The organism is Bartonella queenslandensis AUST/NH15 (assembly GCF_000312585.1).
Classification (GTDB): domain Bacteria; phylum Pseudomonadota; class Alphaproteobacteria; order Rhizobiales; family Rhizobiaceae; genus Bartonella; species Bartonella queenslandensis_A.
Map to the genome: position 1 here is coordinate 1 of NZ_HE998154.1, position 314 is coordinate 314.

Sequence of the window (314 nt, forward strand, 5' to 3'; positions counted from 1 at the left end):
CATGACCACTGATAAATCCTGCGTTCGTAACAAATCCAATAACACCACGCTCTTTTATACGGTCGCTTGCCCAGCAAATTGCTCGTATATAGCTATCATAAAGTTTGTTTCGATTTATTATTTTTGTTGAATTCGATATATATTTCTCACGAATACGATTATCTAATATGAAATAAGAGGTATTCGGATTATTATCATTAGCACTCTTCTGTCCAAAAGAATAAGGAGGGTTACCAAAAATAACTTGAATGTTTAGATTTTTCTGATGTTCTAAATAGTCACTGTTTTCTTTAAACAATTCCTGTAGCAGGTTC

1 protein-coding gene is annotated in these 314 nt (G+C 32.8%); it reads right to left on the reverse strand.

The window, feature by feature from the left end; translation table 11 throughout:
• Positions 1-314: hypothetical protein (locus tag BN338_RS12290; RefSeq protein ID WP_198003705.1), on the reverse strand; the 314-nt coding region annotated here is incomplete at both ends.